The organism is Flavobacterium panacagri, assembly GCF_030378165.1.
Taxonomy (GTDB): domain Bacteria; phylum Bacteroidota; class Bacteroidia; order Flavobacteriales; family Flavobacteriaceae; genus Flavobacterium; species Flavobacterium panacagri.
The window spans coordinates 5143239-5162311 of the sequence record NZ_CP119766.1; the positions used below are offsets into that span (position 1 = coordinate 5143239).

13 protein-coding genes are annotated in these 19073 nt (G+C 35.9%); 3 read left to right on the forward strand and 10 right to left on the reverse strand.

What is annotated here, in order from left to right:
• Positions 1-3: 3 nt before the first annotated feature.
• The 6 genes from P2W65_RS21860 to P2W65_RS21885 all read right to left on the reverse strand — a co-directional run bounded on the left by P2W65_RS21860 (position 4) and on the right by P2W65_RS21885 (position 8741).
• Positions 4-3399 (reverse strand): SusC/RagA family TonB-linked outer membrane protein, encoded by a 3396-nt coding sequence (locus P2W65_RS21860; RefSeq protein ID WP_289661208.1) that lies wholly within the window; start codon positions 3397-3399, stop codon positions 4-6.
• Positions 3400-3527: 128 nt separating this feature from the next.
• Positions 3528-4451: a FecR family protein gene (locus P2W65_RS21865; protein WP_289661211.1), complete on the reverse strand. Its 924-nt coding sequence runs from the start codon at positions 4449-4451 to the stop codon at positions 3528-3530.
• 89 nt (positions 4452-4540) lie between these two features.
• A complete protein-coding gene (locus P2W65_RS21870; RefSeq protein WP_289661213.1) occupies positions 4541-5128 on the reverse strand; it encodes an RNA polymerase sigma factor in 588 nt (195 codons plus the stop codon).
• 114 nt (positions 5129-5242) lie between these two features.
• Positions 5243-5962 carry a hypothetical protein gene (locus P2W65_RS21875; RefSeq protein ID WP_289661216.1) on the reverse strand — a complete coding sequence of 240 codons (720 nt, stop codon included), beginning with the start codon at positions 5960-5962 and terminating at the stop codon, positions 5243-5245.
• Positions 5963-6321: 359 nt separating this feature from the next.
• Positions 6322-7842: a carbohydrate-binding domain-containing protein gene (locus P2W65_RS21880; protein ID WP_289661218.1), complete on the reverse strand. Its 1521-nt coding sequence runs from the start codon at positions 7840-7842 to the stop codon at positions 6322-6324.
• A gap of 281 nt (positions 7843-8123) precedes the next feature.
• The gene (locus tag P2W65_RS21885) at positions 8124-8741 is read right to left on the reverse strand and encodes a hypothetical protein (RefSeq protein ID WP_289661220.1); all 618 of its coding nucleotides are present in this window, start codon (positions 8739-8741) and stop codon (positions 8124-8126) included.
• A 222-nt stretch (positions 8742-8963) separates the two neighbouring features.
• Here P2W65_RS21885 and P2W65_RS21890 point away from each other — a divergent pair, with 222 nt between their 5' ends.
• From P2W65_RS21890 to P2W65_RS21900, 3 genes are all read left to right on the forward strand, one after another.
• The gene (locus P2W65_RS21890) at positions 8964-9794 is read left to right on the forward strand and encodes a helix-turn-helix transcriptional regulator (protein WP_289661222.1); all 831 of its coding nucleotides are present in this window, start codon (positions 8964-8966) and stop codon (positions 9792-9794) included.
• 161 nt (positions 9795-9955) lie between these two features.
• A complete protein-coding gene (ygiD, locus tag P2W65_RS21895) occupies positions 9956-10789 on the forward strand; it encodes a 4,5-DOPA-extradiol-dioxygenase (protein ID WP_449267397.1) in 834 nt (277 codons plus the stop codon).
• On the forward strand, positions 10786-11523 hold the full coding sequence (locus P2W65_RS21900) for an alpha/beta hydrolase (protein ID WP_289661226.1): 738 nt from the start codon (positions 10786-10788) through the stop codon (positions 11521-11523). Before ygiD ends, P2W65_RS21900 begins: the two co-directional genes overlap by 4 nt.
• 480 nt (positions 11524-12003) lie before the next feature.
• On the opposite strand, the gene P2W65_RS21905 is transcribed toward P2W65_RS21900, so the two are convergent.
• From P2W65_RS21905 to P2W65_RS21920, 4 genes are all read right to left on the reverse strand, one after another.
• A complete protein-coding gene (locus P2W65_RS21905) occupies positions 12004-14454 on the reverse strand; it encodes a beta-glucosidase (RefSeq protein WP_289661229.1) in 2451 nt (816 codons plus the stop codon).
• Positions 14455-14476: 22 nt separating this feature from the next.
• The gene (locus P2W65_RS21910; protein ID WP_289661232.1) at positions 14477-15367 is read right to left on the reverse strand and encodes an alpha/beta hydrolase; all 891 of its coding nucleotides are present in this window, start codon (positions 15365-15367) and stop codon (positions 14477-14479) included.
• A 16-nt stretch (positions 15368-15383) separates the two neighbouring features.
• On the reverse strand, positions 15384-16415 hold the full coding sequence (locus P2W65_RS21915; protein WP_289661234.1) for a nucleoside hydrolase: 1032 nt from the start codon (positions 16413-16415) through the stop codon (positions 15384-15386).
• A gap of 337 nt (positions 16416-16752) precedes the next feature.
• A complete protein-coding gene (locus P2W65_RS21920) occupies positions 16753-19065 on the reverse strand; it encodes a glycoside hydrolase family 3 protein (protein ID WP_289661236.1) in 2313 nt (770 codons plus the stop codon).
• Positions 19066-19073 lie beyond the last annotated feature (8 nt).

The window sequence follows — 19073 nt, forward strand, 5'->3', positions numbered from 1 at the left end:
TTATTATAAAGTCAAACTTAAATTGAAACCATAGGTAGCTGGAGATGGCATTTGTCCCATTTCAATACCTGGTAAAATGGTATCTCCGTTTAATGCTGCTGTTTCTGGATCGTAAATTGGGAAATCTGAAACAGTTGCCAAATCTCTTCCGAAAAGTGAAAACTGAACTGATTGGAGTCCTGTGTTTTTCAGCCATCTTTTTGGCATAGTATATTGAAGACTTATTTCGCGAAGTTTTCCAAAAGAAGCATCAAAAGAGTTGGATTCGATATTGGCTCTTCGGTAATAACGAGTATACCAATCTGCCGTTTTTACTTGTTTTGTATTTGGCGAATAAGAACCGTCGGCATTTTGAACCACACCTTCACCAATGATAAAGCCGGTTTCCCTGCCCATACTATTTGAATTTAATTTTCCTTGTTCAGAAAGTTTGTGATGTGTCTGCGAATAAATGATTCCTCCATACTGACCGTCTAAAGTCACATTCATAGTAAAGTTCCCGATTGAAAAACTATTAGTAAAACCCGCTTTCCATTTTGGACTGGCATCACCGATATATTGAATTTCCTCAGGATATGCTGGAAGACCTGCATTATCATAAACAATCTGTCCATCAGGAGAACGCACAAATCCAAAACCGTAAATGGCACTTGTTGTTCCGCCTACTTTTGCAATAATAGAAGCCGTTCCTCCTGTACCAATAATTTGCTGACCATCGATTCCTTCCGGTAATTCCATTACTTTATTCCAGTTACGAGACCAGTTTATGGTCGAATTCCACTTAAATTTTTCTCCATCAATAATTTTTCCGCCAAGCGTAAGTTCGATACCACGATTTTTTACTTTTCCTCCATTCAAAACGGCACCGCTGTAACCTGTTGAGAAATCCATTGGAATATCAATAATCTGGTTTTTAGTCACACTCTCATAAACCGTGGCATCTGCCGTAAGTCGGTTTTTAAGCATTCTGATTTCAAAACCAGTCTCAAAACTCGTTGTAATTTCTGGTTTAAAATGGTCGTTGTATAAAACGGTTAAAGTCTGCGCAGAACTTGGGAAAGCACTTTGTCCGTAATATTTTTGGGTTTTATATGGTTCAGTATCATTTCCTACCTGAGCAAAAGAAAGTCTGTATTTTAAGAAATCTATTGATTTAGGAAGTGAAACCATTTCAGAAATAACCGCACTTGTATTAATCGACGGATAAAAGAATGAATTGTTTTCAACTGGAAGCGTACTCGTCCAGTCATTTCTTCCTGTAATATCAACAAAAAGCATATCGGCATAAGACATCGAAACTAATCCATACAAACTGCTCATTTTTTTGTAAGCATCACCTAAAGTCAAAATTGGTGCGCTGGAACCGTTTGAAAGTTTATAAACTCCAGGTACGACTAAACCTGTAACCTCTGCTTCTGTTCTTCTGTATTTATAACTCATAGCATTTCCTCCGGCTGAAGCAGCAAGCGAGAATTTGTTCCCAAAATCTTTTTTATATGAAAGAAGAAAATCGGAGTTGATTTCTTGTTTGAAAACATCTTGTCTTTCATAAAATCCTTTGGCATATCTGTTGATACTGTAAGGTCTTTTCTGTTCCCTCGTCTGATTGTAAGTGTTCATGGAGGAACGTAGCATTAATTCCAGATTTGAAGACAAAGTGATGTTGGCAAAAATATTACCTACAATCTGATCACTATCTAATGTATTAGTTGCCTCATAAGCAATCAAATAGGGATTATCTATAAAAGAACTGAAAGGATGTAACTGCTCGATCTGCTCTTTACCTTTCACCCAAATTGGACGATACCAGTCCAAATCGATGTTAGGTTGCTGGAAAATCATAAAATAAGCGATAGATCCATTGTTATAACCTGTAGAAGGTAAATTGTCACTATTTCTTGTATTATAATTGATTGCTGTTCCTAGTTTGATTCTATCAGAGACTTGATAGTTGGCATTGACAGCAGCAGTAACTCTATCAAAACCTGTATTTGGCATAATCCATTCATTTTTTTGATTTCCAACAGAAAGACGCATCGATCCTTTACTATCACCTCCTTGAATAGAAACATTATTATTTAAAGTCACACCCGTTCTCCAAAAATCTTTTCGGTTATCTCTATAAGATTGCCAAGGAAGTCTTTCTGCCGATTGTCTTTGTAAAGCTGGATCATATTGATAGAAATTTTGTCCCGCAAAAGCTGGTCCCCAGGCACTGCTGGTTCCGCTGGTTGAAGTTCCATCTATAGAATTTCCATACGAATAATATTGATTACCCGAAGCGTCTGGAGAATTTCCTGTTCCCTGCCCATAACTATATTGATAATCTGGCCATCTCTGAATTACATCAAATGTTGCTCCTGTGTTGAAAGAAATTCCTAAACCTTTATTTTTCTTTCCAGATTTTGTAGTAATAATTAAAGCTCCGTTTGCTGCACGACTTCCATAAAGCGCAGTTGCACCTGCTCCTTTCAGCACTGTAACAGCATCGATATCATCCAAATTAAGATCAGAAATTCCGTTTCCGTAATCAATTGGCGAATCTTCTCCCATATAAGCACTGCTGGATCCTGAAGTGGTCATCTCAGCATTTACGGGAACTCCATCTACGACGATAAGTGCATAATTTCCTTTAGGACTTAAGGATCTGTTTCCTCTAAGCGTAATCTGCTGTGAGTTTAACGGCCCAGAACCTGTAGATGTAATGCTTAAACCTGCTACTTTTCCTTTTAATCCCGATGACCAGTTGTTAGGTCTTCCCTGCGATAAATTATCAGATTTGATAGTCTGCTGTGAGAATCCTAAACGTTTTTCTTCTCTCTTAATTCCTAAAGCCGTTACCACCACTTCATTAAGTTCGCTTGTACTTAATTTCATCACAATGGTAATTGGGCTAGCACTAGCTTGAACCTCTTGAGAAACATATCCCATATAAGAAACGACAAGTACAGCCGAAGCATTTACAGCAAAGCTGAAATTTCCTTCCATGTCTGTCATCGTATTCGTTTTTGTTCCTTTTTCAAGAATGGTGACTCCCGGCATTGGCATACCGCTTTCGTCCAGAACTTTCCCTCGCACATTCATTTGGGCACGAAGATTTTTGGTAACTGTAATAGTGTTGTTTAGTTTTTTAAATGAAAGACCTGTTTTTGCTGCAACTTTTGCAAGCACTCCGTCAAGGCTTTCTTTTTCTGCATAAATGGAAATGCGCTGTGATGTTCCTGATATCTTTTCGTCAAAAAGAAAAGTAAAAGATGTTTTCTGTTCTACTGCGCTGAAAAATTCTGTAATTGCCGCATCTTTTAGATTAAGGCTAATCTGCACATCTTTACCCGACTGTACAGAGGCAAATCCTTTAAAGGAAAAAAATAATAAAATCATTAAGTAAAGATTTTTCATCTTTATATACTTATTGAAAAAAAATTGTAGTTTCGTATTCATTACTATTAGGCTATAAATTTTATTTTTAGTCTTTTAAAATCGCCCGTTTCCGTTGCACCGGAAGCGGGTTTGTTTTTTCTGTTTTTTTATGGTGTCTTTTTTCTTATAGTGATATGGTTTTTGGTTGTGTAATTTATTTTCAGTTGTTTTAAATAGGCAATACTTTCCAATACATTTTCCAGTTTTTCATCTTTAAATTTTCCTGAAATCGTAAGGTTGTTTAATTCTGGATCTTCAATTGTAATATCCACATTGTACCAGTTCTCAATAATTTTAACTGTTTCTGAAAGCTTGGTGTTTTTAAGCATAATAGTATTACTGATCCAAGCGATTTTATCTTCGCTGTTTTCTGTAGAAATCTGTAAATCTGAATTTTTAAGCAAATCAGCCTGTTGGTTTTTAATAAGCAGCACTTTTTTACCCGTTGGCGAGCTTACTTCAACTTTTCCGCTGATAACACTTACTTTGGTATCGTGATGGTTATAGGAATTGATATCGAATGAAGTTCCAAGCACTCTAACTTTTACATCGTGTGTTTGTACTATAAAAGGACGTTTTACATCTCTAAAAACTTTAAAATAAGCCTGTCCAACCAATTTGATATTTCTTGTGGTTTCAAATTTTTCTGGATAAGTAATGCTGCTGTTTGAGTTAAGTACGATTACACTTCCGTCTTCAAGGAAAATTTCTTTCTTTTCTCCTTTGGCGGTAATTTGAGTAATTGCTGCTGGCTGGAAGATAAATTGAGCTGCAGCAAATGCAATCGAAAGTCCGATAACGAAAACTGCTGCAATTTTCAACACTTTTCGGATTGTATATTTTTTTGGTTTTACCTGTAATTCTAAAAATATCTTATTAAGAATTACATCTCCTTTGGCATCAGAAATTTCTATTTCTGATGATTGTTCCTGCATCTTATCAAAAAATGATTCAACTGCTATTTTTTCTTCAGGTGTGCAGGTACCTTCTTCGTATTTTTTTGCTAACTGCAAAAAGATTTCTTTTTTCAAAATATGTGCTTTTATATACAAGTCACATTTTTTGATTCGAACAAGTAGTCCAAAATGCAGGCTTAACGTTTTCTTAAAACCAGCGTTTTTTAGTTAACATAAAAGAACGCTGCCCAGTAAAAAAGAAGATAATTATAAGATGTATTATTAAGACGAAGCTGCTTCAGAGCATTGCTGATATGCTTCTCTACAGTATGAATAGATAAATTGAGTTTTGCTGCAATTTCAGCATTTGTAAAATGATCCATACGGCTGAGCAGAAAGACTTCTCTGCATTTTGGAGTCAATTTATTAATTTGATCGTTGATGTTTTTCTCCAGATCAATATATTCCAAATCATTTATAGTAATGCTTGGATCTGGAATACTCTCTAGTATTTCAATATGCTGCTGATCAAATTTCAGGTTTCGAATTTGATTCGCAATCTTATATTTTACTGCTCTAAGAAGATAAGCTTCAAGGTTTAATATTACGGTGCTGGAGGCATTTTTCCAAAAACTTATGAAGATTTCCTGAACGATATCTTCGCAGATTGCTTCATCTTTATAAATTTTGAAAGCATAAGTATAAAGCTTTTTCCAATAGCGGTTAAAAATAATTGAAAACGCGGCATCATTCCCTTCAAAAATTAATTTCTGAAGTTCATCATCAGCCATTTTCAAAAGATCTTTTTCCATGAGAGATTAAAAAAGCAAATGAAAAACAACGGATAAAAAATACCTAAGAAGTTAATTTAACTTTGTGTTAAATTAAACTATTTGAAAAATCTGGAAAGAATATCTCTTTTCTAATTAAAACAATATCGAAAAGCCTTTTGTATATTTTATAAATAAATCGATTCCAATCAAGATCATAATAAGTACTATAAAAATGATAAAATAAGTAATCCTTTGGGCTTTTTTATCGAATTCGAAAGTTTTAGGATTTATAAAATAGTCTGCATAAACAGCTTGAGAAACTTTTAAATTGGGAGAAAACAGAGAAACGCCATGCAAAAAATGACCAATAAGCTGATACTTGTTTTTGGGAATGTAAGTCATCCCATCTGCCGGCTTAGAAAAATGAATGGGAATTTGTTTACCTTCTTTAAAACCAAAAATATAACTCGGAGAATATTTTGTTCCAATCTTTCGATCGATATCACTTACATAGATTTCTGTACTGCGCTCCAGTTCCTTATACAAAATACTTTCAACAGCGCCATTGTATTGATGATGATGTATGCCATTGTGATCTACCGAAATAGAAATTATCTTTTTTAGTTTCTGACGTTGGTAATTCCTATAAAGAGCCCAAACTCCCCAAAGCAGTAACGGAAAATATATCAGGTCGAAAATCATTTCACCATTCGATAAACGACTATTATGCTCCAGCTGAATGCTTAAAGGAAGTACTGCAAATAAAAGCAGCATTGCAAAACACAAAAGCCCGAACAGCACATAAACTAATAGGGTAACTGGCACATTACGCTGAGAAGTTAGTTTGGGGAAGTTTTCTTTATTAAAAGTCATTATTAAGATATTCTTTCTAAAATTTTAATCTTTCTTTTTAAAATGCCAAATCCCAGTCAAAACAAATAAAACTGCAACAACTTTTTTCATTTTCTAAAGAGTTAAAAATAGAACTTTCCGTTCGTTTAAACAAAGCTTCTTATTTTTCCAATCAAGCACAACTATGAATAGGCACTGAAATGCTATTCACACAAATATATCACAAACAAAACCGATATCTGATAACTGTTATATAAATTTATTCAATACCGCTTTTCTAAAAAAAATATTTTGTGCCTATAAAAAACAAAGCCCATCCCCAATCAGGAATAGACTCGTTCTAATTAATATAAAAAAACACTCACTAAAATATATAGCTATTATCTTCCTCCTGGCCCAGTGCTTCCTCCTATTTTAGTCACCATAGAGGTCAGCGTAAAACTAGATGATACTGTAGGATTACTAAATGTTCCTGATAAATATAATCCGTTAAAATCTGAAGGACTGCTTACACTAGATGCTGTAACCAATTTATAAGTTTTACCCGAACTGAATTTACTACCAGACAATAGTAATGTTGTAAAACTAACAGGTGATTTAAATGTCATAACCTCAGCGTTGTCACTATCTAAAACGCTATAAATAGTTCCTGCATTTCCGCCAGCTAAAATAGCCGAAGCTTGGGTAGATACAGTAGCTGTTGGCGAACTGGTTGCTCCTCCTGCACCAACCAACAATCCTCCAGTAATCTTGAATGTATTGTTATCACAGTCAAAACCTTCTTCTGGACTTTTAGCACCTATAGCGAAGACTCTTCCTCCAGTAACAGTTAATGTACCATTAGAATCGATACCATCATTTGTGGTACTGTAGGCAACAATATTTCCACCATTGATATAAATGGCATCACCAGCATTTATTGCATCATCGACAGCTTTAATATAAATCGTTCCATCGTTGATAGTCAATTTGCTTTTACTTTCTATTCCTTCACCACCTTCACCAGTTGTTGTAATTGTAATCGTTCCTCCATTAATTACAACATAAGGATCAATGGTATCATCGGTATCGTATGAAGCTACTATTCCGTCATCGGCAACCGTAATCGTAATCGTTCCTCCATTAATGATAATATGTCCTTCTTCGGCTTCGATACCATCACTTGAGGCCGTTATGTTTAGAGTACCTCCATCAATATAAATACCATCATTGGTATGAATACCGTCTGAAGCCGCTTTGGTGATATTAATTGTACCACTTTGCACACGTACATAATCATCTGAAACAATACCATGTTTATTATTACCAACAATATTAAGCGTACCGCTGCCAGAAAAAATAAGTTGTCCTTCGCTGAAAAAAGTTCCTTTTTGGTCTTCGGTAGAAGTAGCATAAGTTGTACCATCTTCTAAAGTGTTTGTACCACTCAATACAATAAAAGCGCGTTTTCCCGATTGAATATTAATCGCCGGCCCATCATTGTTTTTTATGGATACGCCATTCAGCGTGAGTTTATATTTTTTGTCACTATAAATTTTAAGCATACCATTCGTTGTAGTACCTATTACTTCATAAGCCACTTCGGCAACTGTAGAAGTAACTGTAACATCTGCTCCTGAAATGGCAACAGTTACTCCTGTTACTGCATTCTCAACCGTAGCACTAGTACCGTTGAATGTAATTTTTACAGTAGAACTAAAACTCGAATTCGCAATTAAATCATCTGTGTTTGCACCAGTTTCTGCAGACCCTTCTGCCGTTCCTTTTGCGGTCGTTGCGCTGATTGTAATAGGATTATTGGTTGTAACGGTCGTGTCGTCCTCTGTATCATTATCTTTTGAACAAGAAATAGTAAGAACTCCTAAAAATAGACTGAAATAGAAATATACTTTAGCTTTCATATTATTGGGGGTTATAAAATTTATAATTACGTATTAAGCATCTAACTAAAAGCCAATATCATTAATGTAGTTTTAATAATATAAACTAAGATGCAGTACTTTGATAAAAATTACCAATGCAATAATATGTATATTCAGAAGCTCTAACAATAAAATGAGGTAAACGCACATTTTTTAGTGGTAAAAGAAATAGCAAGTCTCCTAAAATAGAGCCTTACCACTTAAATTCTGAGGATTACTACAGCCGAAGTTTTTATATTTTAGAATATTTTGATCTAAAATTACCCTAGTAAATAAGCTAATTTAGTTTTTAAGATTTCTTTATCTTGATGTCCAAAATAATGCCCCAAGTTGTTGTAGTTATCATCGAAAATAATAAAGGATGGAGTTCCTTTTAATTGATTGATAGTAAATGTTTCGGCTATTACAGGAATTGGAGCATAATAGGATTTTACTTTTTGTATTATCGACTTTCTTTCAATTTCGGGAAAATTTTCAAAATTGGGAATAGCATTACAGATTGATTCAACTTTATCTGAATTTATAAACTGTTCAGAAGAAATAATACTGTCAAAGGCAACTGGAAAATTTAAAGTTTCTGTGTAATTAGAAATTCCGTAGTTTGTATGGTAATATTTCTGAGTTTCCCCAACTAATGTTCCGCTTTCCAAAAGCAGTTTTAAGCTTGCTTCGTTATTGTATTCAAAATCTTCAAAAGCAGTAGCAACTCCAATAAAACCAACTTTACTGTTAAATGAACTATAGAGTTCATTTACAATAGGAATTCCGTAAATAAAACAACCTGGACAATTTACTTGAAATACAAAGGCAACATTTACTTTATGTATTATAAATTCTCCTTGAATTAATTCTTTAATATTGAGATGAAATTTTGACATGGCTATTTTTTATTTGAACATCTTTGTGACGTTATAAATTACACTTCGAAATTAACAATGATTCTCAACTCTCTGATAGTCCAGTTCTTGTAATAATTCATACGATCTGGTTTGATTCATTATAGATGAATATTTCTACTTTGATTAGGATTTGAATCTTAAACGAGAGCTTCAACTACATATAAATACTTATCTTTATAGTCTGCCAATAAAAGTTACCGAATGACCGAAATTTTCAAAGTTTTTAAAATCACAGAATCAGAATCAGAAAAAATAATGCAGTCTGTAAACGAACCGCATTCTCATGATTTTGAAGAACTTATTATTGGCAACAAAGGACAGCTGGAGCATTTTATAGATTTTAATTCCAAACTAATTGATGCTCCCTTTATCAGTTTTGTCACGCAGGGAAAAATTCATCGCGCCAAACCGCTCATAAAAGACGGCGAATGCGATATGTGGGTTTTAAGATTTAAAAGTGAATTTATTGCCGAAACGACTTTCAGCCTTTATGCTTCTTTTCATGATAAAGCCAACATTAGTTTACAAAGCAATCAATGTTTTGAAAAACTGGATATTCTCTGTAAAATGATTTATGATGAATACGCACAAGAAGCGCCTGATCTTGCCGTTATCCGACAATTATTAAGCGCCTTGTTTACCATTATAGAATCAGAAAGACGCAAATTGAACCTGGATAATGACGAATCCAAGAAGATTCACAGTTCTACTTTTAAAAACTTCCTTCGATTATTAGAAGAACATTACAAGGAATCCAAAGACGTGAATTTCTATGCCGAAAAGCTTTTTATGACTTCCCGTAACTTAAACCTCATCTGTCAAAACATTTTACAGCAGAGTGTTTCTGAAATCATAGAAACCCGAAAACTTACTGAAGCCAAAAATCTTTTAATGACTACGGATAAAAATATAGCTGAAATTGGTTACGAACTCGGATTTAACGAAAAGACTTATTTTACACATGCCTTTAAACGTAAGTCAGGCATGACTCCGACTGAGTTTAGGGATGAAATGCAGAAATTGCTTTCTTAAAAACACAACCATTCTTCCGAAAATCGTTACCACATTCGTTGTTATTAATCTGAACTTTGTAATCACAAAAAAAGATTTTTCTTAAAAACGAATTATAATATAAAATGAACCGTAAAGATTTTCTAAAAACTATGGCAATACTACCAATTGGAGCAGCTGCAATGAAATTGAGCTCTCTTAAAACCGTTTCAGATTCTTTCGCCGCAACAGAAAGAATGCCTGTTTTATTTCTTGGACACGGAAATCCGATGAATGCTTTGGCGGATAATAGTTTTACGCAAGGTTTTCAAAATATAGCTAAAACACTTCCAAAACCAAAAGCAATTCTGTGTATCTCTGCACACTGGGAAACCAAAGGAACTTTTGTAACTGCAATGGAAAAACCAGAAACCATTCATGATTTTGGAGGTTTTCCGCAAGCACTTTTTGATGTGCAATATCCTGCTCCAGGAAGTCCAGAACTGGCTTTAGAAACTCAAAAAATAATTACCTCAACTTCTGTTGGACTAAGCAATGACTGGGGTTTGGATCACGGATGCTGGACAGTGGTAAAATTCCTGTATCCAAATGCTGATATTCCGATTATTCAAATGAGTATTGATTATACGAAACCGGCTTCTTATCATTATGAATTAGGAAAAGAATTAGCTGCTTTAAGAAGAAAAGGAGTTTTGATTGTGGGAAGCGGAAACTCCGTTCATAATTTAAGACTAGCGGCCTGGGACAAAATGATGGTACCAGGTTATGCTTTTGAATGGGCTCATATTGCGAATGAAAAGATGAAAACGATGATTCTGGAAAACGACCATCAATCTCTGGTAAACTTTGATAAACAAGGAAAAGAGTTTCAATTAGCGGTGCCAACTCCAGAACATTATATGCCGTTATTATACACTTTGTCACTTAGAGAAAAAGATGAAAAAGCGACTATTTTCAACGATGCCATTTTAGCGGGATCACTCAATATGATGTCGGTTAAAATAGATAAAGCATGAGTTTAAACAAACCGTTTTGGATTTCGTTTGGAATCCTTATTTCAATTTCCATCTTTAGTTTTACGATTATGAATTCAGATACAAAAAATACAAAACTGCACTATTTAATCAGACAGCCTAAAATTAAAACAGAAAATCCACCCTTGCTGATTCTGCTACATGGCGTGGGCGGCAATGAACAGAACTTATTTTCTTTTGCTCCTAATCTGCCAGAAAATTTTGTGGTGGTTTCGGCTCGAGGCCCATTGACTTTTGGTGCGAATAGTTTTGCTTGGTTTCAAGTGGATTTTTCTACAGGACGACCTCAAATCAACGAACAGCAGGCAGAAAACGCTAGAAAAATGCTCATCGATTTTATCGAAGACTTAAAAACCGAAATCTCTTTCGACTCTAAACAAGTTTATTTAATGGGATTTAGTCAAGGCGGTATTATGAGTTACAGCGTTGCACTGACTGCTCCAGAAAAAATAAGCGGAATTGCTGTAATGAGCGGCAGACTACTTCCAGAAATAAAACCTTTTATGGCTGCTGAAAAACGTCTGGAAAAACTCAAAATTTTTATTTCGCACGGAAAACAAGATGCCGTTTTAAATTACCAATATGCAACTGATGCTTTGGAATTTCTTAAAACTAAAAATCTAAATCCTGAATTTCATTCATATGAAGAAGGACATACTGTAAATCAGCAAATGTTTGACGACGTTAATAATTGGTTGCATAACAATATCAAATAAAAACATAATCATTCCGTAGGAATGTCTCGTCGGTAAAAATGGCTAAAACAAACGTTCCTACGGAACGTAAAAAAATCACAACATCATGATTTTCTACCAATGAAATGTTCCGATGGAACATAGAAGCTACATTTCAATCATTCCGTAGGAATATCTCATCGGTAAAATGGCGAAAACAAACGTTCGTACGGAACGTAAAAAAATCACAACATCATGATTTTCCACCAATGAAATGTTCCGATGGAACATAGAAGCTACATTTCAATCATTCCGTAGGAATGTCTCGTCGGTAAAATGGCGAAAACAAACGTTCCTACGGAACGTAAAACAATGACATCATTATAATTTTCTACCAATGAAATGTTCCGATGGAACATCGAAGTTGTATTTCAATCATTCCGTAGGAATGTCTCATCGGTAAAAAGGGCTGTTTCTAAATCGAAACAGCCCTTTTTCACTAACTAACCAAACGATAATCAATTAAGGTTTAAGCTCTGTAAACTTCGAATCTAATTCGAAAGCTTTCTTCACTTTCTCAACTGTTATTTCTTTTGCAACCGAAAATTTTGCTGTTTTCTTAATGTCTGATGAAGAGGCTCCTATCAGTACATTATATTCGCCAGCTTCGGCAATCCAAGCGCTTTTATTTTCTAAGAAAGAAGCCAGATCTTTTGGCGATAAAGTCAATGTTAAGGTCTCACTCTCGCCTGCCTTTAATTCTTTTGTTTTAGCAAAAGCTTTTAATTCTTCTTTCGGTTTATCAATAGATTTTGAAGGAGCTGCAAGATATACTTGTACAACTTCTTTCCCAGAAACTTTTCCTGTATTTTTTATCGTAACAGAAACCGTCAGTTTATCTTTGAATGATGATGAACTCAATTTCACATCCGTATATTCAAAAGAAGTATAGGATTTTCCGAAACCAAATTCGTATGAAGGTTTAATATTGAACGTATTAAAATAACGGTATCCCACATAAACACCTTCTTCATAAGTTACTTCCTGCGGATTATCAGCTGGAATTCCAGGGAAGTTTTTCGCCGAAGGAGTATCCGAATATTTCACTGGGAAAGTCATCGTTAATTTCCCAGACGGATTAATTTTTCCTGAAACCACATCTGCAACAGAATGTCCGCCCTCCTGACCTGGCTGCCAAGCTAATAAAATAGCATCTACTTTATCTTTCCAAGAAGCGGTTTCGATTACACCACCGATATTTAAAATCACAACTACTTTTTTCCCTTGATCATGAAAAGCTTTTGAGATTTTATCCAGCATTAGAATTTCTTCGTCTGCCATATTAAAATCGTTGTCTACCACTCTATCTCCGCCTTCTCCAGAATTTCTTCCAAGCGTTACAAAGGCAATTTCAGAACTTGCTGCCTTTTTAGCGATAAAAGCATCGTCCATTTTTAGTTCTGGAAGTCTTTCCGGCAAAGCTAAAATTCCTCTTGCTTTTCTGTTTTCTTTTTCAACTGCTACTTCTTTTTCTGCGTGTGGCTGGTATAAATCAACCAATTCTTTGTCTAGTTTATAACCTGCAGCCGTTAAACCTTCTAAAAGAGAAACCGTATGTTTGTTGTTTACACTTCCGCTTCCTGTACCGCCTGTAATCCAAGCGTATGAAGTAACTCCAAATAAAGAAACCTCTTTTTGCTTGTCAGCGAAAGGCAATGCATTTTTTTCATTTTTAAGCAAAACCATTCCTTCTGCAGCCGCATTTCTGGTTACTGCTGCATTTTTGGTTAAGTTTGGCTTATCGCTGTATTTGTATTTAGCAAAAGTCGGTGTTCGGAAAATGTATTCCAAAATTCTTTTCGCATTAGTATTGGCTACTTCCTGAGACAATTTACCAGAATTTAAAGCTTCCAATAATGCTTTTTTCTGAACAGGAATTCCCGGCATCAGTAAATCATTTCCGGCAATCATTTGTTTGACAACATCTGAATTAGAACCTTTTTGAATCGATTCGAATCCTGGGAAACCACCGAACCAGTCTGTCATTACAATTCCTTTGTAACCCCATTCGTTTCTTAAAACGTCTGTCAATAAATCTTTTCTCGCAGAAGTATATTCTCCGTTTAATTTATTGTAAGAAGACATCACTGTCCACGGATCAGATTCTTTAACCGTGATTTCGAAACCTTTCAAATAAACTTCTCTAATCGCTCTTTCTGAAACGTGTGCATTGATTGTCAAACGGTTACTTTCTTCATTATTTACGGCGAAGTGTTTAATCGAAGTTCCAACGCCTTGTGACTGAATTCCGTTTACAATTGCTGCCGCTGTTTTCCCTGAAATTAAGGGATCTTCAGAATAATATTCGAAGTTTCTTCCATTCAATGGATTTCTGTGAATATTCAAGGCCGGTGCCAATAAAACATCAACTCCATACTCTTTAACCTCATTTCCCATTGCTTTACCCACTTCTTCCAAAAGCGCTTTATTCCACGTAGAAGCTAAAGCTGTTCCAACCGGAAATGCCGTTGCATAATAGGTTTTTGAATCATTTTCTCTGGTTGGCGCAATTCTCAGACCTGCCGGCCCATCGGCTACAACCGTTGCAGGAATACCGAATCGTTCAAAGGCTGCAGTTCCCCCTGCTGCGCCAGGAACCAATCCCTGTTTTGAATCGCCTACTGGGCCTGTTAAGACTTCGATTCCAGGCATTCCTGTTCCGATTAGTAATTCAACTTTTTCTGCATTGGTCATTTCCTTGATAATCGCATCAATTCTCTGATTAACAGAAAGGCGTGTATCTTCCCAAGAATCTAATTTTCCGTTTCTGTTGAAATCAGCAAACGTAAACCCTTTAATCGTAACAAGAGGCGGATTCGTTTCATCATTCGGAATGGTATTCCATGATAAATTAGAAAGCACTAACGCCGTCAAAAGCGTTACTCTGGCTGTTTTTATAATTGTATGTTTCATAATATATAGTTTTATTAAGTCCTTATTTAGTTAAAAATCCTTCCAGCGAAAGCCATTCTTCAAAACGAGTTTCCCAGGAATCAACTGGTAAATTTTGTTTTCCAGTTCCAAAACCGTGTCCGCCTTTTGAGTACATGTGTAATTCAACTGTCTGACCAGCATCCAGCCATTTGTTATACATTTGAATGCTTCTTGGAGCCAATTTCAACTGATCGTCACTTGCTGCACAGACGAACATCGGAATCTTTTTATCTGGAGCAGGAACACTTAAAAGTTCTGGTCTTGGGCCGCCGTAAATATTCGCTACAAAATCTGGAAGCTGTTCTGGTTTGTTGTCTAAAACCGTTTCCATTGCCACAGTACTTCCAGCTGAAAAACCAATTATCCCCACTTTTTTAGTATCAATTCCGTATTTTGATGCATTAGCACGAACATAATTCAAAGCGTTTTTTCCGTCCTGCGCAGCCAGCTGAATTGTTGCCAGAGAGTTTTTCTCAAAAGCTGCTCTGTCTTTTAATTTATCCATCATTTCTCTTGCTGGATCGTTGGTTTCTGTTTTGTTGAGACGGTATTTTAAAACAAAAGCGGTAATTCCTTTTTTGCTTAAAATTTCGGCCAGTTCTTTTCCTTCTCTGTTGATTGATAAACTCTGAAATCCTCCGCCAGGCGCAATCACAATAGCCGTTCCTGTATTTTTAACTCCTTTTGGAACTTGGTAAACAATTAAAGTCGGATCGGTTACATTGTAGACTACTTCGGTTTTAAATAAATCTGAGTACATCTCAGCTTCTTTTTGTGTCCAGTTTTCAGATCCCGGTGCTTTTTCCTGATATAATTTTATCGTTTCCTGTGCTCTTAAAGTGGTTCCTAAAAGCATGCAGAAAGCAAATAAAAGCGTCATTTGATTTTTCATACAATATGTTTTTTAGTTAGATTTTAGATAACTGAAGTTTGGCAAAGAAGTCTTCAAACATCAAACGAGTATCCAATTGAGTATAGACTCTGATGTTTCTCCCGTTATGGTTGGTTTCATAAAGTCCCTGTGCATTGATTGTAGGCGATAGTTTTAAAACATACGAACTCGAACTTGGATCGGCTTCAAAAGAAGATTGCAACGCAGTTAATAAAACCAGCGGACTATCTCCCATAATATAAGTTTCGCCAACATGAAGATTAAATTGCTGTACTCGTTTCATGAGGCTTTCTATTTTTTCAGCAAGGTATTCTCCAGTTTTTCCCTGTGGTTTTACTTTTAAAAACAATTCAGCATAAGACATTAAAGTCTGGCGATAGACATTTCTCGGTACTTGCCAGATTGGAATTTTCGAATCATTAAAAACCACTTGTCCTGCTGTAATATCAATTCCTAAATTGTATTCCAGCGAAGTATATCCTGGCGGCGGTGTTGCCAAATCAGTATATTCAGGGCCACCAATCCAAACGAGAGTAAGACGATCTGCAATTTTAGGTTCTATCAAATAGGCACTTGCAATTTCTGTCAAACCTGCGCCACAGACTACATAAAGCGGTGTTTTCACATCATCTCGCATCGCTTCTTTTACAATCGCCTTTGCTCCTTCTGAAATATTTGGCGTTTTAGCATCTTTCAATTGTAAATTGGAACCTTCATAAACTGGAAAAGAATTCTGAAGTTTCATGACTTCCAAAAATTCTTTTACTTTTTTCACAGCATTTGTTGCTGTTTCTGAAGAAGAATCAAAACCATCATCCGGTTTTAAATGTGACCCAATTATACCTCGAATTTCTGCCGAAGGCGATAAAATCTGATGCATCAATTGGAACAAACCATCGGGATCACCGCTAAAATCATTGTCGACTATCACACGCATTCTCGGCACCACTAAATCTTTCGAAAATGATTTTTTTGATGTGGATTGTGCTTGAGAGCAAATGCTTAAAAGCAAACAAAACACTAATAATATCTTTATTTTATTTTTCATCCTTTTACTGTTTTTCTTATTTCACGCAGATTTTAAAAAGATTTAAGCAGATTCTGCAGATTTTATAGTTTTTGCCACCATACAATTTTTCATTTAAAATCTTTCAAATCTTTGAGCGACTTCGACTTCGCTCAGTCTGACAAATATTGTCGATTTACTACTTGTTAGAAAAACTTTAAGTCTGTGTTGAATTAAAATTTCCCGCAGATTCTGCAGATTGAGCAGATTTGAATTAATAATCTGCGCTCATCTGCTTAAATCTTTTTAATCCCGATAACTATCGGGAGCGTGAAACGAAAAAACTTTGCGCCTTAGCGCCTTCGTGGCATTAAAAAAATTACTGCTTCTTGTAAATCTCTGTTCGGGCATCTTTAATAACTCCTTTCCAGTTCAATCCGTAAGCGAAATCATAAACATTCCCTTCAGAGTCTTTGTGTGGAATCATATCATAAGGAACATCTTCAAATTGTTTTTCAACCGTTTCCATATTCGCTGGCATTTGAACCGGAAGTAATCCTGAAGGTTCTGTTTTTCCTGAAATAATATCCAAAACAGCCTGAGAAGAAACTCCGAAATTCAATACAATTCCGTCAACCTGTTTTTCGAATTCATTAAAAATCATTGGTTTTGAAGCAGTAACCGAAACAATAACCGGTTTACCGTTCATCATATCTTTGGTATCGAGAATCGTTCTCAAATCCATAGTGTTGGCAGCGGTAACGGTTTTGTTTTTATAGGTTCTGTCTTTAATCGTTGGATCGATAACCTGATCTCCGGCCGCAATACTTTTCGCTCTGGCTTCCGTTGCGGTGTAAGTTCCGTATTGAAGGGAAATCGGTACATAACCATTGCTTCCGTTTTGTCTGTCTTTCAAATCATAACCGCCTTCTAAACTCAGCGGACTCGTTACAAAAACAATGGCAAAATCGGCTTTTGAAGGATTTTCAGTAACATTGTAATATTTCTTAACCAATTCCAGATTTACTGGATATTCTAATTTTGGCTGACTCGCAACACCCCACCAATCTTTGGTTGAAGCCGTATAAATCTTTGGAATAAAAACCGTTTTCTTTTCTTTTACAGGCAGAACCGCTGTTTTGTTTTTCAATAAAACAACCGATTTCAATTGTGCTTCATATCCTGCTTTCATAAATTCAGGATTTCCCACAACTGCTTTCGTTTCTTCTACATTCAAATAAGGATTCTCGAAAAGTCCAACTCTGAAAATATTCTTCAACAAACGAACAGCCGATCTTTCGAAACGAGCTCTCATAAAAGATTCTCCAAATTCTTTTACGCCCATTTCATAAGCTGCTAAAACTGGCATTTTATCATTATTCCCTCCAAACTGATCTACTCCCGCAATAATTGCTTTGTAATGTCTGTCATTTATAGAAAGATTCTCCACTCCCCAAGGTTTTCCTGCAAAAAGATTCGGTGTTTTTCCTTCGTCACCCGTTACTAACCAATCGGTACAGACTACGCCGTCATAGCCGTATTTATCTCGAAGTAAATCGGTAATAATATATTTGCTGTAACCATTGGCTACATTTTCGTTGTATTTTTTATCCTGATCAAAAGTGATGGTATAATAAGGCATCACTGCCGAAGCTTTGCTTGTTTTTCCTTTCAGTTTAAAAGCACCATTAATAAAGGGATCAATATGTTGCTGTAAATTATTTCCTGGATAAACCGCAAATTTTCCGTAAGCCCAGTGTCCGTCTCGTCCGCCTTCTTCAGCACCACCACTCGGCCAGTGTTTTACCATGGCATTGACACTTTTGTAACCCCAACCCTCTTTGATTTCGTCTTTTCCGTAAGAAGTCTGGAATCCGTCAATGTAAGCTCTTCCCATATCTCTTGTTAGAGCCGGGCTTTCGCCGAAAGTCATTGAAATTCTATACCATCTCGGTTCAGAACCTAAATCAATTTGTGGCGAAAGTGCTGTTGCAATTCCTAACGCACGATATTCTTTAGCCGCAATTTGTCCAAACTGTTCTACAATTTTTGGATCAAAAGTCGAAGCCATTCCCAATCCGTCTGGCCACATAGAAATGGTTCCTCCTGCTCCAGCATTAAACTCAGAAGTTACATTTGCCGTATGGCGTGGATCTGTACTCGTATTGCTCGGAATTCCAAGTCCGATTCCTTCCACAAAAGCCTGCATATTATTATTCCACAAAGCGGCCGTTTCTGGAGTCTGAACACTTGTAATTAAAACATGACGCAGATTATCTTCTTTTAAAAAGGCTTTCTGCTGATCGGTTAAATCGGAAGCTTTGGCATTGCTTTCTGGAAATATTTTTCCGTTGTAAGTCCCTGCATTATAACCCGAAACTCCAGCTGGTAAAGCCTGATGACGACTGTAAAGCATCAATCCCGCGATTTGTTCAACGGACATTTTGGAAGCTAAATCTTTGGCTCTTTCATCTGCCGAAAGGCGCCAATCTTCATATTTATCCAGCTTTCCGTTTTTATTTAAATCCTTAAACTTTTTTCCGTTAACCGTCAATATTTTGATGCCAGATTCAGGAGAATATCCCAAATCTGCACCTTTATTATTTTTAACAATAGTAAAATTTCCTTGTTGTGCCTGCATCGTTACGCTTAGAAAAAAAGCGAAAGCGGCAGTTATGACTATTTTTTTCATAGAATGAA